This is a genomic window from Paenibacillus sp. MMS20-IR301 (genome assembly GCF_032302195.1).
In the GTDB taxonomy this organism is placed as follows: domain Bacteria; phylum Bacillota; class Bacilli; order Paenibacillales; family Paenibacillaceae; genus Paenibacillus_AQ.
The window spans coordinates 5,043,325-5,068,273 of the sequence record NZ_CP135275.1 but is presented as its reverse complement, the minus strand read 5'-3'; the positions used below and the strand labels follow the sequence as shown (position 1 = coordinate 5,068,273).

Sequence of the window (24,949 nt, the reverse complement as noted above, 5' to 3'; positions counted from 1 at the left end):
GGATTTAATACGTGGACAGAAATTAAGTGGAAAAACTACAACTAAATTGAGCGTTTTCTGAGTAATGGAGGCAAACGGCGAGAATTAAGTGGACAAAATCCAACTAAATGCCAGCTGGTGGAGTTACTCAAGCAATTAAGTGTAGAAAATCCACTTAACGTTGGCGAAGGTGCCTTCCGTCTACGTTATTGTTACCCCCAACTCATATATCCGCCCCATTCTGCCAACATCGCATTAACCGCTGCCGCCCCCCGCTGCCACTTATGCCGCGCAGGCTGCCAACGCCCAGTGACGGCACCCGGCCCGCATAGCGCCTCAGCCGAACAAGCAGCACTTGTCTTTTCTTAAGCGCATGAATACTTATAGCTTGCATGAATTATGAACCGCTAGCATTCCCGGCACCACCGGGCAACACTAATTCGATCATTTCAGAGGAGGACTTTTCAAAGTGAGTATCAAAAGAGCGCTGGTCAGCGTATCGGATAAACAGGGTATCGTGGAATTTTGCCGCGAGTTGTCTGCATTAGGCGTAGAGATTATTTCCACAGGCGGCACCAGCACACTTTTGGCTAAAGAAGGCGTACCGGTCATCGGCATTTCCGATGTGACCGGCTTCCCCGAAATTATGGACGGGCGCGTGAAGACGCTGCATCCGGCCGTACACAGCGGTCTTCTGGCTGTTCGTGATAACGAGGAGCATACACGGCAGATGAACGAGCTGGGTCTTGACTATATCGACCTGGTGGTGGTGAATCTGTATCCGTTCGCGGAGACGATTGCGAAGCCGGATGTGTCGTACGAGGAAGCGATCGAGAACATCGATATCGGCGGGCCGACCATGCTGCGCTCTGCATCGAAGAACCATGCCTTTGTCAGTGTGGTTGTAGATGCGGCTGATTACGCTACAGTGCTTGAGGAAATTCGTGCCAGCGGAGATACCACGCTTGCCACCCGCAAACGTCTTGCGGCCAAAGTCTTCCGCCACACGGCGGCTTACGATGCCCTGATCGCCGATTATCTGGCGAATGTCACCGGTGAACCGCTGCCGGAGCGCTATACCGTTACTTACGAGAAGATCCAGGATCTGCGTTACGGGGAGAACCCGCACCAGAAGGCGGCATTCTACCGCAAGCCGCTGGCTGCGCAGGATACACTCACCGCTGCAGAGCAGCTACACGGCAAAGAGCTGTCCTACAACAATATTAACGATGCCAATGCGGCACTGCAGATTGTAAAAGAATTCGAAGAGCCGGCGGTTGTGGCTGTTAAGCATATGAATCCTTGCGGCGTAGGTGTAGGTGCAAGCGTATATGAAGCTTACCAGAAAGCTTATAATGCCGATCCTACCTCTATCTTCGGAGGGATTGTTGCCGCTAACCGGATCATTAATGCGGATACGGCGGATATGCTGAAGGATATTTTCCTTGAGATCGTTCTGGCTCCGGGCTTCACGGAAGAAGCGCTGGAGATTCTGACCAAGAAAAAGAATATCCGCCTGCTTAAGCTCGGCAATCTCAGCACGGCAGCTTCGCGGAAGTCCAGCTTTGTTGTTACCTCTATTGAGGGCGGCATGGTGGTGCAGGAGAGTGACGTGCATTCCGTAAATGAGAGCGAGCTGCAGGTCGTAACAGACCGCAAGCCGACAGAGGAAGAGCTGAAGCAGCTGCTGTTCGGCTGGAAGGTCGTGAAGCATGTGAAGTCCAATGCCATTGTGCTGGCGGCAGATGATATGACCGTGGGCGTAGGGGCGGGGCAGATGAACCGTGTCGGCGCAGCCAAGATTGCGGTTGAGCAGGCCGGAGACAAAGCGAAGGGTGCGGTTCTGGCCTCCGATGCCTTCTTCCCTATGGGCGATACACTGGAGATGGCCGCCAAGGCCGGTATTACTGCAGTAATTCAGCCGGGCGGCTCGATTAAGGACGAGGAATCCATTAAGGTAGCCAATGAATACGGCATTGCCATGGTCTTCACCGGCGTTCGCCATTTCAAACACTAGAACACCGGGAGGGGCCTGAGTTATGGATATTTTAGTAGTCGGCGGCGGCGGGCGGGAGCATGCAATCATCTGGAAGCTGTCCCAAAGCCCTGCAGCCGGTAAAATCTACTGCGCACCCGGCAACGCCGGGATTGCACAGCTTGCCGAATGTGTGCCGATCGGTGTGTTTGAGTTCGACAAGCTGACCTCATTTGCCAAAGAGAAGCAGGTAAGCCTTGCCGTTATCGGGCCGGATGATCCGCTGGCAGCAGGCATCGTGGATGCCTTTGAAGCCCAGCAGATTCCTGTATTCGGTCCGCGGAAGAATGCAGCAGAGATTGAAGGCAGCAAAACCTTCATGAAGGATCTGCTGCATAAATACAGCATCCCGACAGCGGCCTACGAGAAATTCAGCGATTACGAGAGTGCACTTGCCTATTTGGGTACCCGGGAGCTGCCGATTGTAATCAAGGCAGACGGTCTGGCTGCCGGCAAAGGGGTGACAGTAGCCTACTCCCGCGGGGAGGCGGAGCTGGCGCTGCAGGATATTATGGTCGCCAAAGTGTTCGGGGAAGCCGGAGCACAGGTTGTGATTGAGGAGTTCCTGGCTGGTCAGGAAATGTCGATTCTCGCCTTTGTCGACGGGGAGACCGTACGTCCGATGGCAGCTGCGCAGGACCATAAGCCGGTATTCGACGGCGATAAGGGGCCGAACACCGGCGGGATGGGCACGTATTCCCCGCTGCCGCATATTGACGAGGCAATTATCCGTGAGGCCGTAACCACCATCATTGAGCCCACCGCGAAGGCCATGGTGGCTGAGGGGCGGCCGTTCAGCGGCGTGCTGTTCGCCGGGCTGATGATCTCACCGGACGGCAAGCCGAAGACGATTGAATTCAATGCCCGGTTCGGTGATCCCGAGACTCAGGTTGTGCTTCCGCGGCTGAAGAGTGACCTGCTGGAGATTTTCCTGGCGGTGACAGAGGGCAGACTGGCGGATATTGAGATTGAATGGAGCAGCGATGCAGCGGTTTGTGTCGTGCTGGCTTCAGAGGGGTATCCCGGACCGTATCCGAAGGGTGTGCCAATCAGCGGGCTTGAGGAAGCTGCGCAAGGGCTGGTCTTCCATGCCGGAACCGCGCGCAGTGAGGATGGGGGCTGGGTGACAAGCGGCGGCCGGGTGCTGGGAGTGGTCGGCATGGGAGCGGACATTGCCGAAGCACGTTCTGCTGCCTATGCCGGTGCGGAGAAGATTACTTTCACGGGCAAGCAAAACCGCAGTGACATTGCCATGAAGGCGCTGGTTTAAGCCTGTTTGCCGGGATATTATACGCTAAAAGTCCCAAAAAAAGGACTGACAAGTAGTAGGAGAAGTGCTATAATACTACTCGTACGGGGGAAAATGTGCGGATATATACAGATAAAGGGTCTTTCCTTTCATGGAAAGGCCTTTTTTAAAGAGAAGATTTGGGGTCCCGGTGAAGTATCAGCGTAATTAACGAAGTTAAAACCCCACTTTGTGGGGTTATTTTACAATTCAGGACTCAATTGATTTTGTGCCCGTAATCGGGAAATGATACTACCATACAATTGCAGCGACGATTCTGCGGTAAGGTGTAGTTACAGATTTAAGGGGGAATAAGGTTTGATTAAGGTTGGAAGAAATGAAGCATGCCCATGCGGAAGCGGGAAAAAATATAAAAAATGCTGCCTGGATAAAGAAAAATCAGCAACCCAGTCCATATTGCGGCTGGTTCATGCAGAGGATGCAGCGGCACAGGAGGTTATTCCAGCCCAGCCGGCTCCTGAGGCTGATGTCCCGGCCGTGAGCAAGCTGACCTTGCCCAAGCTGAAGAAGATGGTGTCAAGCGAGCTGCAATGGGAGCATGCAGCCCATCAGCAGCTGGCGCTGCAGCTGATAGAGAGCATGCGCAGCCAATATGACCGCGAGCTGATTCTCGAAGCGCTGGTGCTGTGGAACGGCTATTCCCGCCGGACTAAGCCGGCAGTCAAGAAGGCCGGCTCTTTCTGCGCGGCTATCGAATATCTGCTCTCCGAGGAGTACGGCTTCATGCTGACACAGGCTGAGCTAGCGGAGAAATATGAGATTACGACCGCGACACTCTCCCGTAAAGTCAAAGAGCTATATAACTATGTCGAGGAATACGGAATGGCCGGTGAGGGGGATGAACTGGTCTCTGTGCAGGGACAAGGGACTCCCCGCGAGCAGGCAGCGCTGCTTCTGCATAAGGCTGCAGAGGCTGCTTCCCCGAAGCGCCGGGTGCAGCTGGCGGAGATGGCCCTGGAGCTGTATCCGGACAGCTCGGATGCGTATCTGGTACTGGCTGAAGAATCGGAGAACGAGCATGAGGCGCGTAAATTCCTCAGAGCGGGGATGGCTGCAGGCGGACGTGAGCTGGGCGAAGCCTTTTTCACCGAGAACAAAGGTTATTTCTGGGGCCTCCATGAGACCCGGCCTTATATCCTTGTCTGCAAAAGCTATGCCGAATCCTGCTGGTTCGGCGGAAATGCGCAGGAAGCGGTCCAGACGCTTGAGCATATCCTGGAGCTTAATCCGGAGGATAACACCGGTGCCCGCTATCTCCTGGCCGCCGTCTATTTATACAACAACCAGTTGAATGAAGCGGAGCGTATGATCAAGCATTATGAGGCGGAGGAAGCCGCAGCGGCTTTTGCCTATGACAAGATCGTCCTGGAATATAAGAAAAGCGGGATCACCTCGCAGCTTAAGATGCTCTACCGTGTAGCGCGCGGAGTGAATAAGCATGTGCCGGATTATCTGCTCGGAGTGAAGCGGCTGCCGCATAATCTCCCGGATTTTGTCGGAATGGGCGACTCCAATGAAGCCATCGAATATGTCATTATGCATTCGCGGTTGTGGGCAAGCATGCCGGATCTGCTGAAATGGATGATGAAACAATAGAATATAGCTGCTGCGAACCAATCACAATCCTCCGGGGTTGTGATTTTTTTTGTAGATAACCTGACATAGGATATCCCGTTATCCTGAAAAAACCGATAAATCTAGTAAATGAAGCCTGTTTTCATAGAGAAATGTATGTTTAATCTGCTGTTTTTCTGAAAATACCTGACATGGACACAGTTCTTTCACAGCTCAGAGTAAAACGTTAAAGGGATAAAGAGTTTTTTTGCAGAAATAAGTCGAAAAGACAGGGAGTATTCGGGTGAGCTTATTGCCTGAGCTTATTTTATTGTGAGGGTGGGGAGTCCTATGGCACTGAGGAGGAGCAGGAAAGACAACGCTGCGGGCATGGCGATGCCTGAGCTTAGAGCAGTGGGGGAGAAGCCAAGCCTACAGCCGGAAGGCCCGGGGAAGCAGGGGAATAAGCTTTTCTCCGCATGGAAGGCGCTGACATCATTTTTTAGCAATATGGGTATACGCGGCAAGCTGTTCTTGTCGGTGATTATTTCCGTAGTTGCTATCTTTGTTATTGTAGCAGCAGTCATTTACAGCAATGCGAAGCAGATTATCGTCGACGGGCTGAACAGCTCGCTGGCGTATGAGAAAGGAGAAATCAGCGTTAAGGTCAATGAGCTGCTGCAGCCTGCGGCGGATAGTGTGGAGCTGGTGAATGCCAATGCCTATGTCCGTGATTTCATCGCTCAGGTGAAGGATGCGGACAGCATTAAGACGACCAGCGGCTATAGCGGGCTGATCCGTACGCTGAATCTGATCAAGAGCAACAATAAGAACCTGCTTAACATGTACATCGGGCTGGATTCGGTGAACAAACTGATTACACAGGATGAGTTCGAGCCGCCGGCAGACTATGTGCTGAAGGAGCGCGGCTGGTATGCGGTTACGGCGAAGAACAAGCGTGTAACGGTTACAGATCCTTATATTGATGCGGCCTCCGGTAAAATGGTTGTCACGGTCAGTGCACCGGTTCTGGATGATTCAGGCAAGCTGATCGGGGTAGCCGGAGCGGATATTTCGACTGAGCAGATTACGCAGACCCTGAGCGCCTTCAATTATAACGGCAGCGGATATGCCATCTTGATTGATAAGAAGGGCGGATTTATCTACCATCCCAATACGGACTATATTCTGCTCAAAACAATGGCTGACCTCGGTCCGGACTGGAAGGCTGTCGGCGATAAGATGGTACAGTGGGGCTCAAATGTCGTTAAGACGGATATTGACGGGGAGGCCAGCTATGTCTCATATTCTCCGGCGGTGGAGAACCAGTGGGCTGTAGCGCTGATTGTACCGCAGAACAGTGCGGAGCGGGAGCTGGGGCAGTTCCAGCTGATCTTTGTGCTCTCGATTGCTGCTTTCATTGCCTTGATGTCCCTGCTGCTCTATTTCGTCTCGAATAGTATCCTGAAGCAAATTCCGCTCCTGACTGCGGCATTCCGGAAGGCGATGAGCGGGGATTTGTCGGTGCGGGCGAAGGTTACCGCCAAGGGCGAGATCGGCTTACTGGCTGAAGGCTTCAATGATATGATCTCCTCCCAGCAGTCGCTGATTAAAGAGATTATGCGCAGCTCGCATAACATCTCGGCTGCTGTGGAGAACACGGAGAAGAATGTCTCCCTGCTTGACGGCAGTATTACTGATATTTCCGGTATTACGGAGGAACTGTCGGCGGGCATGCAGCAGACGGCAGCCTCTATGGAGGAAATGAACGCCAGCACTATCGAGTTCGGGAATGCGATTGGCGGTATTGCCCGCAAAGCCCAGGAGGGGGCGGATGCGGCGCGCGAGATTAATCTGAGGGCTGACCAGCTGAAAGAAGGGGCCGCAGTATCGCGTACGCAGGCTGACCGGATATACGGCCAGAGCGAAGAGCAGCTGCGCCTGGCCATTGAACAGTCGAAGTCGATCACGCAGATCAATGCACTGACAGGAGCCATTCTGGAGATTGCCGCCCAGACCAACCTGTTGTCACTGAACGCCTCGATTGAAGCAGCCCGGGCGGGGGAAGCCGGCCGCGGCTTCGCTGTTGTGGCTGAGGAGATCCGTAAGCTGGCGGATAACTCGCGCGAGACGGTTACCGAAATCCAGGGGGTTACGGGGGCGGTGGTTGATGCGGTATCCAATCTGGTAAACGGTGCGGAGAGCATGCTGCGCTTCATGGACAACCAGGTGCTGAAGGATTATGACTCCATGCAGGAGACCGGAGAGCGTTACAGTGAGGATGCGAAATATCTTGATGAGCTGGTGACCGACTTCAGTGCCACCTCCGAGCAGCTGCTGGCTTCCATTCAGAGCATGCTCACTGCAATCAGTGAGACCGGCAGTGCTACGAATGAGGGAGCAGAGGGGGCTGGTGTCATCGCTGCGGAAGCGGAGCAAATTATAGGCAAGTCCGGCAGCATTGTTGCCGAGATGGAGGAGATTAAGCTCAGCTCGGCACAGCTGCTGAAAGCGGTAAGCAGATTTAAGGTATAGCAGAAGTAAAGCTGTGGCGGTCCTGGCTGGTATAAGCCGGGGCCGCTTTTTGTTAAGGCCCCCGCTTATGGGTGGATATTCTGTACAAATCCACAGGAGGCGGATTGTTGTATTGCCTGCAGAGGACAAGGCTTGAAAAATTGTCCCTGGAAGAGTATGTTACAAGAAGCGAAACGATAAGAAAGAGACAGTGAGGCGAGGAAAAGATGAGAGAAGGCGAAAACCGGATCGTAGGAATGGAAGATATTGTACGTGCACATCATGTGCTGCGGGAGGTTATCGTCCGCACACCGCTGCAGCTGGATGCGGTACTGTCCGCGAAATACGGCTGCAATGTGTATTTGAAACGCGAGGATCTGCAGATTGTCCGCTCCTTCAAGATCCGCGGCGCATATAATATGATCCGCAGCCTGTCAGCTGAAGACAGAGCCAAAGGCATTGTCTGCGCAAGCGCAGGGAACCATGCCCAGGGTGTGGCCTATTCCTGCAAGGCGCTCGGTATCAAGGGCAAGGTATTCATGCCGAGCACTACCCCGAATCAGAAGATTAAGCAGGTCCGGCGTTTCGGCGGCGAATTCGTTGAGGTCATTCTCAAGGGAGATACCTTCGACGATGCTTACGATGAAGCGCTTCAGGCTTGCATTGACCATAGCATGACCCTGATTCATCCGTTTGACGAGCCGCGCATTATTGCCGGCAACGGTACGATTGCCATGGAAATCATGGAGAACCTGGACAAGCCGGCTGATTTCGTCTTCGTTACCATCGGCGGAGGCGGGCTGGCAGCAGGTGTAGCCACCTATGTGAAGACTGTAAGTCCGGCGACCAAGGTTATCGGTGTAGAGCCGACCGGAGCAGCCTCCATGAGTGAGGCGATGGAGTGCGGTGAGGTTGTTACCCTGAAGGAGATCAACAAGTTTGTTGACGGTGCTGCGGTCAAGCGGGTTGGCGGCCTGACCTTCGATATCTGCTCGCAGCTTCTGGATGATGTGGTCAAAGTACCGGAAGGCAAGGCTTGTACCACCATTCTGGAGCTGTACAACGAGAATGCGATCGTTGTGGAGCCGGCAGGCTCGCTGCCGATTGCTGCCCTTGACCAGTACCGGGATCAGATCCGCGGCAAAAGCGTAGTCTGCATTGTCAGCGGCGGCAATAATGATATTGACCGGATGCAGGAAATCAAAGAGCGTTCGCTTATCTACGAAGGGCTTAAGCATTACTTCATGGTGAATTTCCCGCAGCGTGCAGGCGCATTGCGGGAATTCCTGGCCGAGGTGCTGGGGCCCGGGGATGATATTACGCGGTTTGAATATACGAAGAAGAACGATAAGGAGAACGGTCCGGCGCTTGTCGGCATCGAGCTGCTGAATAAGGATGACTACGCTTCGCTAATCGAACGGATGCAGCAGAAGGGCGTAGATTATGTTGAGATTAACAAGGATGTCAATCTGTTTAACATGCTGATCTAATCTGCAGGCTGTAAGCGGAACAGCCTATTAAAGACCCGCCCGGAATCGCTCCGGGCGGGTCTTTGTCATGAAGAAATAGAATAATGATCAACCATTATTGCAGAGGATTTACAGGATGGGCTCAGGAGAGCGGCACCTCAGTCTTCAGATACTGCTTCACCGTATCGTCAAGCAGATAGCCGTTGCTCTTCATCAGCTTCATGAAACCGTCGAGCTTCTCCAGGAACGGGCTGCTGTCCGTGTTCTTGGCCAGAATACTGCTGTAAGCCTTCTGCGCTTCCAGGTCCATCTCCAGATTGTCGTAATGGAACAGAGGCGTATTGTTCTGGCCGTAGAAGGTATTCGCGGTATACAGGGTATAAAGCGTCTTAACTGCTGCGAGCCGGTTCGACTTCGGATAGTCCTGAATGAACTGCTCCTGCGTGAGCGTACGGGCGGCAACATCCCCCCAGGCAATGATAAGCCCGTTGTCCTTGGACGGGGGCAGATCGGATTCGGTAGCCATAATTGTAATATAATCGCGGATATCCCCGGTGACGTACAGCTTGTACTTACGGTAGGCGGCATAATCAATCACAGGGAAAAAGGCCCCTTCGGCCGTCTCCAGCTTATACCCGCTCTCTCCCGCACTTCTCAGCAGCGTGCGCAGGGCAGCGTTATCCGTACTGTCGGCAAGCTTCGCCATGCTGACGCCTGCCTTATAGACCGAGTTCAGCTTCCGCTGGACTTCACTGCTGCTGAATTTGGATTCCCAGGCAGGCAGCAGCGCTTTATGCAGATTCTCGAGCCTCAAGGTCAGGACAGAGGCCTGATAAGGGCTGACAGCGTACATATTGGCATTGATATAGGCAATAGCCTGGGAAAGCCTGCCCGAGGAGAGCAGCGGCAGCACAGCCTGGTAGACGGCCTCGGCGTGGCTTAGGACGGGCGTCCCGGTAACAGCCGTCTTCGTAACGGCGGAGCCGGCGGCAGCGGCTGTACCGCTATTCACGCTGCCCTCTGCACGGGCGGGGGCGGCCCCTCCTGCCAGCAGCCCGGCCAGAAGAGAGGCAGCAGCGGTTAGAATGATAAGCTTCTTCATACGAGTCTCCTCCTGTCTGAATCTGAACAAGAATACAGCTGTTATGATTTGAAGAAGGTGAACTTCAGCAAGACGGCCCCTGCTGCTGCAAGCACCAGGCTGAACCAGGGGGCAATCCGGATGACGGGAAACAGATTATCGAGGAACATCCCTGCGAATACGGCTACGACGGCAATACCGATGTAGATACCCAGACCTTTGATGTCGAAGGCTTTGGGCTGCGGACGGTCATCGCCCGGCAGGGAGGCCATCCATTTCAGGATAATCTCAACCAGAGCAATAGAGCCGGCGCCTACCACAAACAGGGTGAAGATGCTGATTTGGCCGAAGATTTCTTCAGGCCCGCCGCTCCACTGCATAATCAGGCCTGCCGCCCCCATCACTCCGAAGAGAATACTTAAGGCGGTTAAAGAGATCATGAGTGCGTTATTCAGTCTGCTGCGCGGAGGCCGCACTGGCCTGCCGGACATCATCTCTCTGAAATAATCATCAGGGTGCTCCCCGAAAATTTGCTTGGCATTCCGGCCCTTGGCCTGTCCTTTGAGCAGCAGTTCAGCGGCTTCAAGCAGCAGCTCCTCCGCCCGGACCCTCTCTACGGAGCTGGCACGCATGGACAGAAGCATATCTTCATAGAAAGAACGGTTAAACGGCGTCATCTGCTCGCGCAGCATGTTATTCTGCTTCATCATATCTTTGACTTTCATGGTATAGACGTATACCTCCAAGGTAGAATTGATCAGGTAGCCTTCCACTAGAGTATACGTTTGTGCAGCAGCAGTGTGCAAGGACAAGCCTCGCTCTGGCCGGAAGAACATGCTTCATTAACTTTCAGCCATCCCTGAATAATCCTTTTGGAAGAGTAAACACTTAATGATGTGGCTGCTTCACCAAATTAGCTTGAGAAAGGCAGGGAGCGTTATGAATCTGGAGAATCAACAGCAACCGGGCAAGTCTGCGGGTGACGGCTTCACGCCTGCAGGAACGAATGAAGTAGGAGACTGGGGCAATTCCGACGGCTTCAGTCTGTGGGAAGCGGCGGGAGAGGCACCGGAGAACGGTCTCGAGGGCTGGGAAGGCCGCCAGGAAACCCATGATATGTTTCACGACAGCTACGATTGAGCCGGACATAGGCCTTCAGAATCGCCTCTTTTGCTCCTGCGGGAGCAGAAGGGGCTTTTTTTGAAGCATAAGTTTGCAGCATAGGGCTGTATATTGGCAGATTGAAGAATGTACTTCAGGCAGGTTGTTGACAATAAATTAAGGTCAGTCGTATAATAAAGTATAAATCATACTAATTTAATCGGAATAATTATAATTTGAGATAAATCAGCTTTCAGGGGAGGATGCAGCAATGGAACGGAATATTATCATCCGGCACAATGGAGAGGAACTTACAGCGAGCATACATTATCCATCCGCAGACAAGGCAGGGTCCGGGCGTTGCAAGAACCGCGTGCCGCTGGCTGTAATCTGCCACGGCTTCGTCGGCAGCCGGATTGGTGTAGACCGGATCTTTGTGAAGGCAGCCCGGGAGCTTGCGCAGGACGGCTATATGGTCATCCGCTTTGACTATATCGGCTGCGGGGAGAGCAGCGGCAATTATGGAAGCCAGGATATGGAGTCGATGATTGAGCAGACCCGGGCGGTGCTTGATTACGGAATCAGCTCAGCCGATGTGGATCCGCAGCGTGTAACGCTGATCGGACACAGCCTTGGTGGTGCGGTGGCACTGCTGGCCGGCATCCGTGACCGGCGGGTGAAGAATCTTGTCCTGTGGTCTGCGGTCGGTTATCCGTTTAATGATATCGTAAAGATTGTCGGAAGGGAAGCCTACGACCGTTCAGTGAAGAGCGGCGCAGCGGATTATGCGGGCTATTCATTTACTCCGGTCTATTTCAATTCCCTTGCGGCATTCCAGCCGTTCCAGGAGGCAGGGAAGTTCGGCGGTGATGTGCTGGTCATCCACGGTACCTCCGATGATGTGATTCCTGTGGACTACGCCTTCCTCTACCAGAAGCTGTTCTGGACGCGGCCTGAGGGGCGCTGCGACAAGGAGATTATTTTCCAGGGGGATCATACCTTCTCCTCCGGGGCGGCACAGGAGCAGGTGCTGAAGCGCACCCGGGAGTGGATGAACCAGCAGGAGCATCTGCAGGAGGAATGGCAGAACTGGATGATATAGGTGAATCCCAGTGCGTGCAATACCCGGGAATAAGCGGTAAAATAAAGGGGCAGACCATATACTGGGTTAGGGAGGCTCTCACCCTATGAAATTACCGGCTTTTTTTATTGCACATGGTTCCCCGCTGCTCGCGCTTGAGGATAACGAATATACGCGTTTCCTTGCGCGGCTGGGTTCTGACCTGGGGAAGCCCCGCGGCATTGTAGTGTTCTCGGCCCATTGGGACAGCCCGCAGCAATTACTCACTGTAGACGCTCAACATGAAGCACAGCATGATTTCTACGGTTTCCCTGAAGAGATGTATAAGCAGAGCTACCCGGCTCCGGGTGATCCCGCTCTCAGCAGCCGGATTTCCGCCCTTTTCAAGGATCATAATCTTCCCTCTCAGCCCGTGCTCGGCCGCGGCCTTGACCACGGAGTCTGGGTCATTCTGCAGAAAATGTTCCCGCAGGCCGACATTCCGGTCGTCGCGTTATCCGTCGATTCCCTCCGTTCTCCGGAAGAGCAGTATAATATCGGGCGGATGCTGGCTCCGCTGCGAGAGGAAGGCATCCTGCTGCTTGGCAGCGGCGGACTTGTCCATAATCTCAGGCTGCTGAAGCAGGATGACCAGCCCGAGCGGTGGGCGCTTGATTTCGATGCCTGGATTGAGGAGAAGCTTACAGCCTGGGATATTGCCTCGCTGTTCGCCTTCGAGAAGCTGGCACCGCATGCAAGGGAGGCCGTTCCTACGTACGGCAGGGAACATTTCGTACCGCTCTTCTATATCATGGGGACTGCCCATGAAGGAAGAAAGGCACAGCGGATGATTCAGGCCTATCAATACGGTACGCTTAGCCTGAACTGCTGGATGGCCGACTAATAGACTAATAATGCAGGATACAGCCGGTTAGTGCGGCTGTATCCTTTTTTTTCATGCATGCTGAGAATTACTCCCGAACCTGCGCAATTTCCGGGGAAGATCAAGACAAACTGTGCCGCCTGTGATTAAATGGAAGGACCAACCATACTTTTAGGGGGAACCTATGACCATGAACCGCTCCTCATTCCGACCGATATATGCGATTGTCCTTGCCGCTGCGCTGCTGTCTGCCTGCGGGGCAGAGAATGTGGCGGACATGCCTGTGCCTACTGCAACTCCGGCAGCAGATCCGCAGCCGACGGCGGAGGCAGTGCCTTCACCGACTGTTACTCCGGCAGCTGAGGCTGTGTCCGGGCTGACAGGCCTTCCCCCTGCGGAAGGCAGCCTGCCCCGGCCGCTTGCGGTCATGATCAATAATGCCCCGGCGGCCCGGCCGCAGTCAGGCATCAGCGAAGCGGATATTCTGTATGAGGTACTGGCTGAAGGCGGAATTACCCGGTTAATCGGTATCTTCCAGAGCCACACGGGAGTGGTGAAGATCGGTCCGATCCGCAGCATCCGCCCTTATCTTCTCGATATCGGCGAGAGCTATGGCGCCGTGACTGTTCATGCCGGCGGCAGTCCGGCGGCTTATGCCATACTGCAGAAGCAGAAGAAGGAGGATATGGACGAGATCGGCCGTGCCGGAGCCTATTTCTGGCGGGATAAGGAGCGCAAGGCTCCCCATAATCTGTACAGCAACGCTGCCAAGCTGCGGGAGGGAGCCGGGAAGCTGGGTTTTGCTGCAGAGGCGGAGGTTCCCGGGCTTCTGTTCACCGATCCGGATTATGTACCGACCACAGGGAACCCTGCGCTTGAATTCGATGTGAGCTTCCTGCTGAAGAGCTATACAGTAGGTTATAAATACAATGAGGAGCAGCGGACTTACCTCCGCTCTGTCAACGGCAAGCCGCATCTGGACCTGAACAACGGGGCGGCGGTCGCGGCGGCGAACATCATTGTGATGGGCTCTGACCATAAGGTGCTGGATGATGTCGGCAGGCTGCAGGTAGATGTGGAGCTGGGGGGATCGGCGGTGCTCTTCCAGCGCGGAGTGGCTATTCAGGGTAAATGGTCGCGGCGGCCCGGCGATATTATCCGGTTTGTGAAAGAGGACGGCAAGGAAGCGCTGATGTATCCCGGCATTACCCATATTCTGATTGTACCGAACAGCCCTTCGTTCAACAGCCACATCAATTATTCGCCGGCATCAAACCCGGCCTGATGGATGTCGGATCATGGGCTATTCTGGTGATTATTTTCGTAATTACAGGGAAATGTTAATACAGTGTCAAAAATTCGGTTTTTTTTACTTCTATCCAATCTGTTGATATGATAAGATAACAAGGGTTGTCATTCATTTTCATGCTGTTTACATTTTGAGTGGGGACATGTTTTCACGGCAATATTATGTAAAGGGGTTTAAGGCTAATGAAGTTGAGAAAAAAGGACATATTCTTTGAGACGCTGGAAAATATGGCTGATACCATTGTCCAGGCGGCAGACTACTTCGCTCAGAATATCTCGACTCTCCAGGGCAATGTGGAGACTTTCGCTGCGGCGATGAAGAAATACGAATCCCAGTGCGATACTTACACGCACACTGTAATTAAGGAATTGAACAAAACGTTTATTACGCCGCTCGAGCGTGATGACATCATGGACTTGATTACAAGCATGGACGATGTCATTGACGGTCTGGAAGCCTCTGCCTCGCGTTTCTATATGTATAACCTGCTGGATGCCGATGAATATATCGTCCAGTTCGCCGAAATTCTCCGCCAGAGCGCCTATGAAATTCAAAAGGCGGTTCATTTGCTCTCCCAGAAGAAGCTGCTGGCGATCCGTGAATACACGATCCGTCTGAACGATCTGGAGAACCAGGGGGATGAAGTGCTGCGTATCTGTACTAAAGCCCTGTTCGAAACAGTGAAAGACCCGATTGAGCTGATCAAGCGCAAAGAATTGTACGAGCGGTTGGAGACGACCACGGATAAATGTGAAGACGTAGCCAACATGCTGGAATCGATCATCATGCGCAACTCATAAGGGGCTCTGAAATATGGATACATCTATATATGTACTAGGTTTTGTTATATTTCTTGCGCTCGCGTTCGACTTCATCAACGGGTTCCATGATACTGCGAACGCCATCGCTACCTCAGTCTCCACACGCGCGCTGAAGCCGCGCACAGCTATTCTTCTGGCTGCATCCATGAACTTTGTCGGGGCATTGATGTTTACCGGAGTAGCTAAGAAGATCGGCGGCAGTATTACCGATCCGACGCTGCTCGACAACGGGATCGAAATCGTGTCAGCAACGCTCATTGCAGCAATTATCTGGAATCTGGTTACCTGGTGGCTAGGGATTCCTTCGTCTTCCTCCCATGCGCTTATCGGGGCTTTGGCCGGAGCGGTATATGTCGGAGCAGGGACAGAGCATATCAAATGGAATGGTTTCATTGAAATTGTAGAAGGACTGATCTTCTCCCCGCTGATTGCTTTTGTGATCGGGTATATCGTGATGACCATCCTGAAGTGGATCTTCGCGAAGCGGAGTCCGCATACGGTCAACAAGGGCTTCCGTTCGATGCAGATCATTACAGCGGCACTGCAATCCTTCACGCATGGTACAAATGACGCCCAGAAGGCGATGGGGATCATCACCTTTGCGCTCGTGACTTCGGGAAAGCTGGATACGATGGAGGTTCCGCTCTGGGTTAAGATCGCTGCGGCCACATCCATGGCTCTCGGAACGTCGATCGGCGGCTGGAAGATTATTAAGACGATGGGTACTAAGATTTTCAAAATCGAGCCGATTAACGGCTTCGCTGCGGATATTTCCGCTGCATCTGTTATTTTCACAGCTACACTGCTGCATTTGCCGGTAAGTACGACGCATGCCATTACCTCATCCATTCTGGGTGTAGGCTCAGCCAAACGCTTCTCTGCCGTGAAATGGGGAGTAGCCGGACGCATCGTGATTACCTGGTTCATTACGATTCCAATCAGCGCAGTGCTGGCGGGACTGATCTTCAAACTCTTCTTCTAAAAATAAAGCGCCTGAACAAGATGTCGCGGCAGCCACGGATGGCTGAGGGCATCTTTTTTTGTGTTTTCAAGAGAGGAATGTCACAAAAAGTTACAACAAACTGATAAAAAACATTAATAGGCGTAAAAAGAAAATGAAATACGTCATATTTTGAAAAGAAAATGACATGAGGAAATAAAGTTTTCAGTAGTATCATGTAGTTTTTGGTAGTCTCTAAAGTAAGGTGTGTTTTGAGTGTTACCATAGCTGACAAATACATAATGATATACAAAGGAGGTCCTGCCCGTTGATCGACTTTCATCAGGTAGACAAACATTACGGACAATTTCATGTGCTGAAAGCAATTGACCTGCATGTTCAGGAAGGGGAAGTGGTTGTCGTGGTCGGTCCTTCCGGCTCCGGCAAGAGTACAATGCTCCGCTGTATTAACCGGCTGGAGACCATTACAAGCGGCGGATTAACGGTGGACGGTATAACTGTAAATGAACGCAAGACAGATATCAATACCCTGCGCAAGGAAATCGGAATGGTCTTCCAGCATTTCAATCTGTACCCGCATAAACGGGTGATTGATAACATCACACTGGCACCGGTGAAGGTGCTTGGGCTGTCCAAAGCGGAGGCCGAGAAGACGGCGATGTATTATCTGGAAAAGGTCGGGATTGCCGATAAGGCGCAGGCCTATCCTTCCCAGCTGTCCGGCGGACAGCAGCAGCGCGTGGCGATTGCCCGGGGGCTGGCGATGAAGCCGAAGATTATGCTGTTTGATGAGCCGACCTCGGCGCTTGATCCGGAAATGGTAGGAGAAGTGCTGGATGTCATGCGGAACCTGGCCCGCGAGGGCATGACGATGGTTGTAGTAACCCATGAGATGGGCTTCGCCCGTGAGGTAGCGGACCGCGTTATCTTCATGGATCAGGGGCAGATTGTGGAGGAAGCGGAGCCGGAGCAATTCTTCGCCAGTCCCAAGGAAGAGCGGACCCGGACTTTCCTTAGCCGTGTGTTAAGCCATTAAACCAATATAGATAGGAATCAGGGGAGGAATTGAAATGAAAATGTCCAAAAGCTTCAAAATGTTAAGTGTCCTGATGATTGCTGCAATGCTTGTAATTGCCGGCTGCGGCAACAACAATGCGAAGGGCAACGATGCTGCAGGAGCAGCTGCGGATTCAGCGGCCATTGCCAAGATCAAGGAACGGGGCAAGCTGCTTGTCGGCGTGAAGTATGATACCCGGCTGTTCGGTCTGAAGGATCCTGCTTCCGGCAACGTGGAAGGCTTCGACATTGACATCTCCAAGGCCATCGCCAAAAAAATCCTCGGTGACGAGAATGCCATTGAGCTGAAGGAAGTGACGTCCAAGACGCGTATTCCGATGCTGAATAACGGCGAAATCGATATGGTTGTTGCTACCATGACCATTACGGAGGAGCGCAAGAAGGAAGTTGATTTCTCTGATGTCTACTTCCAGGCCGGCCAATCCCTGCTGGTGAAGAAGGGCAGTCCGATTACCGGGATTGACGATGTAACCAAGGATACCAAGATTCTGGGCTCCAAGGGTGCAACCTCCATTAAAAATATCAAAGAAAAGGTACCGGGTGTTAAAGTGCTGGAATTCGATAACTACCAGGATGCCTTCAGTGCGCTGAAGGCCGGCCAGGGTGATGCGCTGACTACGGATGATGCGATCCTCTACGGTATGGCTTCGCAGGACCCGGGCTATGAAGTTGTAGGAGAGCCGTTCACAGATGAGCCATACGGCATAGCGGTACAAAAAGGCAACACCGATGTAGTTGCGGCCATTAACGATACACTGGCTGAACTTAAAGCAAATGGTGAATATGATGCCATCTACACCAAATGGATTGGCAAAGCTCCTGCGAAATAAGCATGCTTAAGGGTTGATGACTGGCAGTACACACTGAAACGGTATCCGGCCTCTGCAGGCCCGGCTCTGCCGTTTCTTCTTGAAAGAATTTATATGTTTCAGGGTCCCCGCAAAGTACCTGAGTCAACCTCGAAGCCAGAGCCCCACTTTGTGGGGTTATTTTGTACTCATGCAGTGCAGGAAATGAAGCAAGGGAGTTAACATCTTGGAGTAAAGGCAGGTGAAAGAGAATGGAATTCTCAATATTAACGAATTATTTCGGCCTCTATATGGAGGGCTTCTGGGGCACGGTACTGTCTAGTGTTCTGGCCCTGATCGGCAGCTTCCTGATCGGCGCCGTTATTGCTGTCTTCCGCATTACTGCGGTCCGGGGACTGCGCTGGTTCGGGACCGCTTATGTAGAATTTGTCCGCAATATTCCGCTGCTGCTGGTCGTGTATATTTTCTATTACGGGCCTTCGGCGCTTGGCTTCACCCTGGACGGCTTCACGGCAGGAACGATCGGGCTTGCGGTATATACCTCAGCCTTCATTGCTGAAGCGATCCGCGCCGGCATTATGGCCGTGCCGAAGGGACAGACAGAGGCTGCACGTTCCTCCGGCTTAAGCTACATACAAACCATGCTGCATGTTATTCTGCCGCAGGCCATCAAGCTGGTCATTCCGCCGCTCGGCAACCAGTTTATTAACCTGATCAAGAACTCCTCGGTACTGACCCTGGTCGCAGGCCTTGATCTGATGTACTTCGCCGATGGGATCTCAACGGAAACCTACCGTACGTTCGATACTTATATCTTCGTCGCCGTATTCTATCTGGTGCTTACCCTGCCGCTCAGCTATGGAGTAAGAGTATGGGAGCGCAGACTGCAGCGCAAATATTAAGAAGCAAGCCCAAGCTAAAGGAGGGATACTATGGATTTTGCCGGTGCATACTCCGCCGATAATTTGAAGTTTTTGCTGGACGGATTGTATATTACGCTGATCGTTGCTGTTGTATCGATCATTCTGAGCTTTGTCATTGGCTGTATTATAGGAGTAATCCGCTATGCGGAGGTTCCGGTATTGTCGCCGGTCATGTTCTACCTGGTCGAGCTGATCCGGAATCTGCCGCTTCTGCTAATCATCTTCTTTATCCGCTTCGCCTTGCCGGAGGTCGGAATTAAGCTCGGACTGGTGACAGCGGCGATTGCTGCGTTAACGATCTTCGAGGCTGCAATGATTGCAGAAATTGTCCGCGGCGGACTGACCTCCATCGATAAGGGGCAGATTGAAGCGGCACGCTCCTCCGGTCTAAGCAATTTCCAGACCTTGTGGCATATCGTGCTTCCCCAGGGACTCCGGCGGATGGTTCCGCCGCTGGTCAGCCAGTTCATCTCCCTGCTGAAGGATACCTCACTTGCGGTAGTAATCTCACTGCCGGAGCTGATGCATAATGCCAATATTGTTATCGGCCACAGCTATAGCTACGCTATTCCTACACTGGCACTCGTAGCCGTAATCTATTTCATCGTAAACTTCCTGCTGTCCCTGCTCTCCAGAAGACTTGAGAACAAAACAGCCTGATTTGGTGGAAAAAGGTCAAAACCGTATAAATTAAACTCCCGGTATGATACTATAATTGTCAACATCTCTAGGCAGGAGCAGTGGCGATGGGACAATCTCTTCTGAAGTCAAAAGTTGCACAAATTCTGCTGGTGGCGGTAGTTACGGCTGTCGCCGGGGAGTTCAAAATTAATCCGTTTGATGGCGACATTTTCCGGATTGCTATGGGCAGCAGCGCATTTCTGCTGTTTTTGCTTTTAATGAGACAGCTGCCCTTTATCAGCACAGGTATTGTTACGGGTCTCGTAGTATTACTGTTCCGTACCGCTATGGATATGGCTGAAGGCAGCGGACTGACCGCGCAGCAGAGCCTGACAAGCCATTTCTCGGCGATGGTCTACTATATTGTGTTCGCTGTGCTGATGCATGTGATTAAAAGCAGGCTCGATGCCTTTCATCCGCTCGTGCTTGGCGGCGTGGCCGCACTGATTGATCTTCTCTCCAATGAAATGGAGCTGCTGACCCGGCTGATTGTGCTGGATTCTGCCTCCTTCCGGCTGAACGAGTGGACCTACCTGATGGCGATTGCCGTCCTGCGGACGTATTTCACAACCGGGGTGTACAGCAGTATCTCCGTCAGCCAGATGCGGATCAGGGCGCGGGAGCAGAATGAGCGGATCGAGCAGATGCTCGGATTCGGCTCCGGGCTCTACGGTGAAGTGTTCTACCTGAAGAAATCGATTGGCACGCTCGAGAATGTGACCTTAGGCAGCTTCGAGCTGTACCGCAGTCTTAAGGCAGGCGGGGAGCAGGAGCCCTACAGCCGGCAGGTGCTGGATATTACCCAGCAAATCCACGAGGTGAAGAAGGATTCACAGCGGATTCTGGCCGGGCTGGTGAAGCTGGTGGAGCGGGAGGTTACCGGCGATATGCCGTTATCCGGAATCATGCGCTTTACTGTGAAAAGCAATGCGAAATACGCCGAAATGTTAGGCAAGCAAATCAGCTTCCATATTCATATTACCTCTGACTACACCACTGACAGCTATATTCCTCTACTGACTCTGCTGAACAACCTCACCGCAAACGCCGTGGAAGTCATCAAACATAAAGGCAGCATTACCCTCGACGCCTATGAGAAGGACGACAACACTATTTTTACCGTAACTGACAGCGGGGCCGGTATCGGGAAGCTCGATCTGGAGCTGCTGTTCGAGCCGGGGTTCACCACGAAATTCAATGAAGAGGGAGTCGCCGCAACCGGTATCGGACTCTCGCATGTACGGGATATCGTGAATATGTTCGAGGGGACGATTAGCGTTCAGCCGGCCTCGCATGCCGGAGGCGCTATGTTTCAGATACTATTGCCGAGCGCTAAGCTGCGGAAGGAGGAACAATAATGCCACTTTCTTTCTGTATTGTAGATGATGATGCATCGGCAAGAAGAATGCTGCAGCATATTATTGAGGACAGCGGGCTTGGGGAGGTGGCCGGTACAGCCGATTGCGGGCAGGAGGGAGTTGCGCTGATCCTGAGCGAAACCCCGGATATTGTGCTGATGGATCTGCTGATGCCCGACCAGGACGGGATTGAGACAATTATCTCGCTTCAGGCCCAGGGCTGCCGCTCTAAGTTCGTCATGATCTCGCAGATTGAGAACGGGGATATGGTCAGCCGGGCATATCAGAGCGGAATTGAGTTCTTCATCCGTAAGCCGATTAACAAAATTGAAGTTGAATCCGTGCTGTACAAAGTAAATGAGCGTTATGCCATGGGCCGCTACCTTGATGAGATCAAGCTGACGCTCGGCAAGCTGGAAGGGCTGCATCTCGGCTTGCCGCAGCTGCCCGGCAGCAAGCGTTCGGTGAAGGAGATCATTCAGCCGATCCTTATGAATATGGGGATGATCTCAGAGAACGGCAGCCGCGATATTATTACCATGCTGGAGCTGGCCGTAGCTAAGGATAAGAGCGGGAGCCTTCCGCCGCTTAAGGAGCTCTATGAAATGACGGCCGCAGTGTACAGGCCGGTGCCTGCTGACGCTGCCAAAGAAGTCAAAGCGATTGAACAGCGCCTGCGCCGCGCTCTGGCGGCGGGCCTCAGCAATCTGGCATCCATCGGCCTGACCGATTACGGGAATCCGAAGTTCGAGCATTATGCCCCGCTGTACTTCGACTTTGAAGAGGTGCGCCTGAAGATGAAAGAGATGGAGCAGGGCCGGGATACCGGCAAAGTGAAGGTGAATATTAAGAAATTTCTGCAGGTGCTGCATCTGGAAGTGCTGGAGGGTATGGGCCGCTGAAATTCTGTTAGAATATAGAGAACGGATAATATACGGAGGACTTATCAATGATACGGACGCTTGCGGTAACGCATGAGGGCGAGGTGCTGACAGAGCTGCCGCTGGAGAGCATCACGCTTGAGGATTATGCCTGGATCTGGGCGGATTTCGCTATGCCTACGGAAGAAGAAACACTGCTGCTGGACACCTATTTCCACTTTCATCCGCTGGCGATTGAAGACTGCATGCATGTGCTGCAGCGCCCAAAGCTTGATTATTACGAGGATGTACAATTCTTCGTCCTGCATGCACTTAATGAGCTTACGCTTGAAGCGGAGGAGGTGGACCTGTTCCTCAGCAAGAAATTCCTTGTCTCCTATCATCATCAGGATAAATCGGAAATGGAGGAGGCCTGGCGGATGGTGCAGGCGGAAATTCACAGCCGCAAGGGCTGGTCGGGCGGACCGGTGGCTGCTGCTTATACAGTGATGGACAAGCTGGTGGACAAGTACTTCCCGAGCCTGTACACGCTAGAGGATGAGCTTGCTGATCTGGAGAGCCAGGGCGGAAGTGAATCGGTTGAGGAGCTGATGAGCCAGGTATTCAATGTGCGCGGAAGGCTGCTGAAGCTGCGCCGGACGATTGTGCCGATGCGTGATCTGATGTACAGGATCGTCAACTCGCAGCATGTGCAGAGTAACGGGGAAGAGCGGATCTATTTCGGGGATATCTATGATCACCTGCTGAAGCTGACCGACATGATTGAAGTTGACCGGGAAATGACTGCCGATCTGCGTGACAGCTATATCTCGCTCAACTCCAACCGGATGAACTCCATTATGAAGACGCTGACGGTCATTACTACAGTATTCATGCCGCTCACCCTGATTGCCGGAGTGTACGGGATGAACTTCAAGGTTATGCCGGAGCTGGACTGGAATTACGGGTATTTCGCAGTACTGCTGCTTATGCTGTTGCTGGGTGCCGGCATGTTCCTCTGGTTCCGGCGCAGCGGATGGTTTAAGTGAAGGGATGACATGATGGTGAGCAGGCTAAACGCCGCCGCTTAGGAACGGCGGCGTTTAACAGAGGAAGGAGTTCCGGATTTGCGGCTCTTGGAAGTGTTTTTGCGGCGCTGGGTATTTGGGCGTCTTTTTTTGCGCCGTTTGGGGGAGTAAAGCGCTGCGTCCTCCTCTGCGGCAAGCTCACCTGCTGCTGATCCTTTGTTCTTGCCGAAGCTGCCCATGACAAGCTTCACCATCGGAGCCATCTGGGAAAAGCCCTGCATGACCTTCTGTACTTTACCCATGGAGCTGACGATGCCGTCAATGCCGCCCATCCGGTCAACCAGTCCCTTGATCTGCTCCATATTCGCCAGATTACCGAGATTGCCAAGACCGCCCAGCAGTCCGCCGGGCTTTGCCGTGGCGGCTGCAGCAGCCTCGGCGGCAGGTAACGCGACTACGCTGTCTACCGCTTCTGCTCCGAGTGCGGGCAGGATTCCCGTATCGCCGGGAAGAGGGGCAGGCGCATAAGAAGAGAGTCCCGGATAGGCTGACGGATTGTAAGGTCCAGCGAGTGAACGCCCTTCCCTGCGGGAATGATTATAGTAATGCTCAGGCATAATATCACATTCCTTCGTTAGTGGTTTGCTATACTGTATGTCATAGGCGAACATAAGGTATAGACGAATGCCCGGGTAACCGGGATACCTGCGGAAAAGGGCGAATGCCCAGAGGGAACCTCTGGAAGTGAAGAAACCGTGTCCATGCTTGATTTTAGGCCGTTTTGTAGTACTATAGTTAAGGCGGTCAATCCTATGTCTCTGAGCAGGAAGATTGATAATATCATTGATGGTGTGCGCCTGGGGTGGACGTTTGTCCGCCGTTTTCGCTCTTTACAGCGTGAAACCGTTAATGCTTGAAAAATGTGCTCCAGTACAATATAGTAGAGGCAAGATAGCTGACCAAACTTTTAGGGGATGATAAACGATGCAGCTGAAGAAGCTAAACGATAAAAGTATCGATCAATTATTTGAGGCTATTTTAACATTAAAAAATATGGAAGAATGCTATGTTTTCTTTGATGATCTGTGCACGGTGAACGAAATTCAGTCGCTCTCGCAGCGTCTTGAAGTCGCGCGCATGCTGGGCAAAGGTTCTACATACAATCAGATTGAAGCAGAGACTGGTGCCAGTACGGCAACGATCTCCCGTGTGAAACGCTGCCTGAACTATGGTAATGACGGCTATAAGCTTACGCTGGAACGTCTGGGCCGCTAAGCGATGCTTCCGGGCGTACTGCTGATCAGCCACGGCTCCCGCGACGGGGTCTGGGTGTCACTCGTGGAGGAAGCCGTAAGTCATCTGCAGCTGGCGGAGGAGATCCCGGTAGCGGTATCTTTCCTTGAGCTGGTAGAAGGACGATTAATACAAGATGGTATAAATGAGCTGGAAAATGAAGGGGTCACAGATATCATTGTGATCCCCTTGTTTGTTTCTTCCGGCAGTACGCATATCGATGAAATAGAGTATGCACTGGGCGCCAAAGCGGTCCCTGAACGGGAGACGGAGCTTACGCCCTTCAGGGTTACTGCACGGATTCACTTCGGCTATCCGGTGGATGATGACCCCGACATTGCAGTGATGATCTGGGATAAAATCAAGGAACTCTCGAAGAACCCGGAGCGGGAGACGCTGCTGCTCGTCGGGCACGGCAGCAGGCACGAAGGTTTCCGGCAGCGCTGGGAGCGGGGGATAACCTCCCTTGCTGCGCGGGTCCGGGAATTAAGCGGAGTGGCTGCAGCAGACTACGGCCTGCTGAACCCGGACAGTGTGCGAAGCAGAGTAGAGTACTGGCAGGCGCAGGGGCATGACGTGCTGGTGGCTCCGCTTTTTTTGAGTGAGGGCTACTTCACCAAGGCCGTGATTCCCCGGCGGCTGGAAGGGCTGGAATATGCATATTCCGGCCGGACCCTGCTGCCGCATCCGCTGCTGCCGCGCTGGATTGAGCGGCAGACGGAGGCGGCGCTGGAGCGGCTGCGGCGCGGGCAGTAGCTTGCGTTTTATATAGATACATTAATTCCTGTTACTATTATTCACTTATTTCCACCCCACTCCCCTATAACTAAACAAGCAACCGGAT

The 24,949-nt window shown here is 52.9% G+C and carries 23 protein-coding genes; 20 read left to right on the top strand and 3 right to left on the bottom strand.

The window, feature by feature from the left end; translation table 11 throughout:
- The first annotated feature begins 448 nt into the window (after positions 1-448).
- The 5 genes from purH (at position 449) to ilvA (ending at position 8,881) form a co-directional block, all read left to right on the top strand.
- Positions 449-1,996, top strand: coding sequence for a bifunctional phosphoribosylaminoimidazolecarboxamide formyltransferase/IMP cyclohydrolase (purH, locus tag LOS79_RS21600; protein WP_315412243.1), 1,548 nt, complete (start codon positions 449-451; stop codon positions 1,994-1,996).
- A gap of 22 nt (positions 1,997-2,018) precedes the next feature.
- The gene (gene purD, locus LOS79_RS21595; RefSeq protein ID WP_315412242.1) at positions 2,019-3,284 is read left to right on the top strand and encodes a phosphoribosylamine--glycine ligase; all 1,266 of its coding nucleotides are present in this window, start codon (positions 2,019-2,021) and stop codon (positions 3,282-3,284) included.
- Between the two features lie 336 nt (positions 3,285-3,620).
- Positions 3,621-4,919: an SEC-C metal-binding domain-containing protein gene (locus LOS79_RS21590; RefSeq protein ID WP_315412241.1), complete on the top strand. Its 1,299-nt coding sequence runs from the start codon at positions 3,621-3,623 to the stop codon at positions 4,917-4,919.
- Positions 4,920-5,228: 309 nt separating this feature from the next.
- Positions 5,229-7,412: a methyl-accepting chemotaxis protein gene (locus LOS79_RS21585; RefSeq protein ID WP_315412240.1), complete on the top strand. Its 2,184-nt coding sequence runs from the start codon at positions 5,229-5,231 to the stop codon at positions 7,410-7,412.
- A 206-nt stretch (positions 7,413-7,618) separates the two neighbouring features.
- On the top strand, positions 7,619-8,881 hold the full coding sequence (gene ilvA, locus LOS79_RS21580) for a threonine ammonia-lyase IlvA (protein ID WP_315412239.1): 1,263 nt from the start codon (positions 7,619-7,621) through the stop codon (positions 8,879-8,881).
- Between the two features lie 121 nt (positions 8,882-9,002).
- Here ilvA and LOS79_RS21575 read toward each other — a convergent pair whose 3' ends face one another.
- On the bottom strand, positions 9,003-9,962 hold the full coding sequence (locus tag LOS79_RS21575) for a hypothetical protein (protein WP_315412238.1): 960 nt from the start codon (positions 9,960-9,962) through the stop codon (positions 9,003-9,005).
- A 41-nt stretch (positions 9,963-10,003) separates the two neighbouring features.
- Positions 10,004-10,666 carry a DUF1129 family protein gene (locus LOS79_RS21570; protein WP_315412237.1) on the bottom strand — a complete coding sequence of 221 codons (663 nt, stop codon included), beginning with the start codon at positions 10,664-10,666 and terminating at the stop codon, positions 10,004-10,006.
- A 193-nt stretch (positions 10,667-10,859) separates the two neighbouring features.
- Between LOS79_RS21570 and LOS79_RS21565 the strand changes: the two genes are divergently transcribed.
- The 13 genes from LOS79_RS21565 to corA all read left to right on the top strand — a co-directional run bounded on the left by LOS79_RS21565 (position 10,860) and on the right by corA (position 22,833).
- Entirely contained in the window at positions 10,860-11,081 is a 222-nt protein-coding gene (locus LOS79_RS21565; RefSeq protein WP_315412236.1) for a hypothetical protein, read from the top strand.
- Between the two features lie 232 nt (positions 11,082-11,313).
- Complete coding sequence (locus LOS79_RS21560) at positions 11,314-12,144, top strand: alpha/beta hydrolase family protein (protein WP_315412234.1); 831 nt, start codon at positions 11,314-11,316, stop codon at positions 12,142-12,144.
- An 85-nt stretch (positions 12,145-12,229) separates the two neighbouring features.
- A complete protein-coding gene (locus LOS79_RS21555; protein WP_315412232.1) occupies positions 12,230-13,006 on the top strand; it encodes a DODA-type extradiol aromatic ring-opening family dioxygenase in 777 nt (258 codons plus the stop codon).
- Positions 13,007-13,169: 163 nt separating this feature from the next.
- The gene (locus LOS79_RS21550; RefSeq protein ID WP_315412231.1) at positions 13,170-14,270 is read left to right on the top strand and encodes a DUF3048 domain-containing protein; all 1,101 of its coding nucleotides are present in this window, start codon (positions 13,170-13,172) and stop codon (positions 14,268-14,270) included.
- 206 nt (positions 14,271-14,476) lie between these two features.
- Entirely contained in the window at positions 14,477-15,094 is a 618-nt protein-coding gene (locus LOS79_RS21545) for a DUF47 domain-containing protein (protein ID WP_315412229.1), read from the top strand.
- Positions 15,095-15,107: 13 nt separating this feature from the next.
- Complete coding sequence (locus LOS79_RS21540) at positions 15,108-16,097, top strand: inorganic phosphate transporter (RefSeq protein WP_315412228.1); 990 nt, start codon at positions 15,108-15,110, stop codon at positions 16,095-16,097.
- A gap of 286 nt (positions 16,098-16,383) precedes the next feature.
- Positions 16,384-17,112, top strand: a complete 729-nt coding sequence (locus tag LOS79_RS21535) for an amino acid ABC transporter ATP-binding protein (protein WP_315412226.1) — start codon at positions 16,384-16,386, stop codon at positions 17,110-17,112.
- Between the two features lie 34 nt (positions 17,113-17,146).
- Positions 17,147-17,983 (top strand): glutamate ABC transporter substrate-binding protein, encoded by an 837-nt coding sequence (locus tag LOS79_RS21530; protein ID WP_315412225.1) that lies wholly within the window; start codon positions 17,147-17,149, stop codon positions 17,981-17,983.
- A 230-nt stretch (positions 17,984-18,213) separates the two neighbouring features.
- Positions 18,214-18,864 carry an amino acid ABC transporter permease gene (locus tag LOS79_RS21525; protein WP_315412224.1) on the top strand — a complete coding sequence of 217 codons (651 nt, stop codon included), beginning with the start codon at positions 18,214-18,216 and terminating at the stop codon, positions 18,862-18,864.
- A 30-nt stretch (positions 18,865-18,894) separates the two neighbouring features.
- Positions 18,895-19,545: an amino acid ABC transporter permease gene (locus LOS79_RS21520; RefSeq protein ID WP_315412223.1), complete on the top strand. Its 651-nt coding sequence runs from the start codon at positions 18,895-18,897 to the stop codon at positions 19,543-19,545.
- Between the two features lie 86 nt (positions 19,546-19,631).
- Positions 19,632-20,924 carry an ATP-binding protein gene (locus LOS79_RS21515; protein WP_315412221.1) on the top strand — a complete coding sequence of 431 codons (1,293 nt, stop codon included), beginning with the start codon at positions 19,632-19,634 and terminating at the stop codon, positions 20,922-20,924.
- Positions 20,924-21,826, top strand: coding sequence for a response regulator (locus LOS79_RS21510; protein ID WP_315412219.1), 903 nt, complete (start codon positions 20,924-20,926; stop codon positions 21,824-21,826). The genes LOS79_RS21515 and LOS79_RS21510 overlap by 1 nt, the downstream gene beginning before the upstream one ends.
- Positions 21,827-21,873: 47 nt before the next feature.
- A complete protein-coding gene (corA, locus tag LOS79_RS21505) occupies positions 21,874-22,833 on the top strand; it encodes a magnesium/cobalt transporter CorA (protein WP_315412218.1) in 960 nt (319 codons plus the stop codon).
- Positions 22,834-22,871: 38 nt separating this feature from the next.
- On the opposite strand, the gene LOS79_RS21500 is transcribed toward corA, so the two are convergent.
- A complete protein-coding gene (locus LOS79_RS21500) occupies positions 22,872-23,429 on the bottom strand; it encodes a tyrosine protein kinase (RefSeq protein WP_315412217.1) in 558 nt (185 codons plus the stop codon).
- Between the two features lie 367 nt (positions 23,430-23,796).
- Here LOS79_RS21500 and LOS79_RS21495 point away from each other — a divergent pair, with 367 nt between their 5' ends.
- Both LOS79_RS21495 and LOS79_RS21490 read left to right on the top strand, forming a co-directional pair.
- Positions 23,797-24,087, top strand: coding sequence for a YerC/YecD family TrpR-related protein (locus LOS79_RS21495; RefSeq protein WP_019913624.1), 291 nt, complete (start codon positions 23,797-23,799; stop codon positions 24,085-24,087).
- Positions 24,088-24,090: 3 nt separating this feature from the next.
- Complete coding sequence (locus LOS79_RS21490) at positions 24,091-24,861, top strand: sirohydrochlorin chelatase (RefSeq protein ID WP_315412201.1); 771 nt, start codon at positions 24,091-24,093, stop codon at positions 24,859-24,861.
- The last annotated feature ends 88 nt before the right edge of the window (positions 24,862-24,949 follow it).

Coding starts and splice junctions, on each gene's coding strand:
- LOS79_RS21575 (WP_315412238.1), bottom strand. CDS start 9,962: ATGAAGAAGCTTATCATTCTAACCGCTGCTGCCTCTCTTCTGGCCGGG.
- corA (WP_315412218.1), top strand. CDS start 21,874: ATGATACGGACGCTTGCGGTAACGCATGAGGGCGAGGTGCTGACAGAG.
- LOS79_RS21570 (WP_315412237.1), bottom strand. CDS start 10,666: ATGAAAGTCAAAGATATGATGAAGCAGAATAACATGCTGCGCGAGCAG.
- LOS79_RS21555 (WP_315412232.1), top strand. CDS start 12,230: ATGAAATTACCGGCTTTTTTTATTGCACATGGTTCCCCGCTGCTCGCG.
- LOS79_RS21520 (WP_315412223.1), top strand. CDS start 18,895: ATGGATTTTGCCGGTGCATACTCCGCCGATAATTTGAAGTTTTTGCTG.
- ilvA (WP_315412239.1), top strand. CDS start 7,619: ATGAGAGAAGGCGAAAACCGGATCGTAGGAATGGAAGATATTGTACGT.
- LOS79_RS21560 (WP_315412234.1), top strand. CDS start 11,314: ATGGAACGGAATATTATCATCCGGCACAATGGAGAGGAACTTACAGCG.
- LOS79_RS21500 (WP_315412217.1), bottom strand. CDS start 23,429: ATGCCTGAGCATTACTATAATCATTCCCGCAGGGAAGGGCGTTCACTC.
- LOS79_RS21515 (WP_315412221.1), top strand. CDS start 19,632: ATGGGACAATCTCTTCTGAAGTCAAAAGTTGCACAAATTCTGCTGGTG.
- LOS79_RS21510 (WP_315412219.1), top strand. CDS start 20,924: ATGCCACTTTCTTTCTGTATTGTAGATGATGATGCATCGGCAAGAAGA.
- LOS79_RS21550 (WP_315412231.1), top strand. CDS start 13,170: ATGACCATGAACCGCTCCTCATTCCGACCGATATATGCGATTGTCCTT.
- LOS79_RS21525 (WP_315412224.1), top strand. CDS start 18,214: ATGGAATTCTCAATATTAACGAATTATTTCGGCCTCTATATGGAGGGC.
- LOS79_RS21585 (WP_315412240.1), top strand. CDS start 5,229: ATGGCACTGAGGAGGAGCAGGAAAGACAACGCTGCGGGCATGGCGATG.
- LOS79_RS21530 (WP_315412225.1), top strand. CDS start 17,147: ATGAAAATGTCCAAAAGCTTCAAAATGTTAAGTGTCCTGATGATTGCT.
- LOS79_RS21540 (WP_315412228.1), top strand. CDS start 15,108: ATGGATACATCTATATATGTACTAGGTTTTGTTATATTTCTTGCGCTC.
- LOS79_RS21490 (WP_315412201.1), top strand. CDS start 24,091: ATGCTTCCGGGCGTACTGCTGATCAGCCACGGCTCCCGCGACGGGGTC.
- LOS79_RS21545 (WP_315412229.1), top strand. CDS start 14,477: ATGAAGTTGAGAAAAAAGGACATATTCTTTGAGACGCTGGAAAATATG.
- LOS79_RS21495 (WP_019913624.1), top strand. CDS start 23,797: ATGCAGCTGAAGAAGCTAAACGATAAAAGTATCGATCAATTATTTGAG.
- purD (WP_315412242.1), top strand. CDS start 2,019: ATGGATATTTTAGTAGTCGGCGGCGGCGGGCGGGAGCATGCAATCATC.